At 64.1% G+C, this 657-nt stretch carries 1 protein-coding gene; it reads left to right on the top strand.

The genetic code is table 11. The features are described 5' to 3' along the window. The coding region (locus A3728_RS13235) for a 50S ribosomal protein L25 (RefSeq protein WP_067924550.1) at positions 1 to 481 on the top strand (481 nt) is incomplete at its 5' end. Between the last annotated feature and the right edge of the window lie 176 nt (positions 482 to 657).

Raw genomic sequence — 657 nt, 5'->3', positions numbered from 1 at the left:
GTTCAACCTGAAGGTCGACGGCCATGACGACGTCCGCGTGATCTGCCGCGACGTGCAGCGCCACGTGGTCAAGGACCTGCCCACGCACGTCGATTTCATGCGCCTGAAGCGGACCACCAAGATCAACCTCTTCATCAACGTCGAAGTGACCGGCGAAGAGGAATCCCCCGGTCTGAAGAAAGGCGGCGTCCTGTCGCTGGTACGCCCCGAAGTCGAACTGGTCGTGACCGCATCCGATATCCCCGAAAGCATCACCGTCGATGTGTCGGAACTGGAAATCGGTGACAGCGCCACGATCTCCAACGTCAAGCTGCCCGCCGGCGCGAAGCCCACGATCGACCGTGACTTCGTGATCGCGCAGGTCTCCGCGCCGTCCGGTCTGGCATCGCAGGATGAGGACGAGGACGAGGATGACGTCGCAGTGGACGAGGTACCGACCACAGAGATGGGCCCGCCCGACGGCGAACAGGCCGACGACTGATATTTCCGCCGTTCATTCGGCAGATAGAACGGGGCCGCGACGCGGCCCCGTTTTCGTTTCGCACCGCCGCCTGCGTCCGGGGAGGGGGCTGGCACGGCGGTCCGATGTGCTTGTCAAACTCACTGCGGACCGCGTAGACCCCACTCATTGCCCTGCCCCGCGCCCCTGCCTGTGAT

The organism is Sulfitobacter sp. HI0040, from assembly GCF_001634885.1.
Classification (GTDB): Bacteria; Pseudomonadota; Alphaproteobacteria; order Rhodobacterales; family Rhodobacteraceae; genus Sulfitobacter.
Note: the sequence above shows the minus strand (reverse complement) of the source record. Positions and strands in the feature narration are given on the sequence as shown.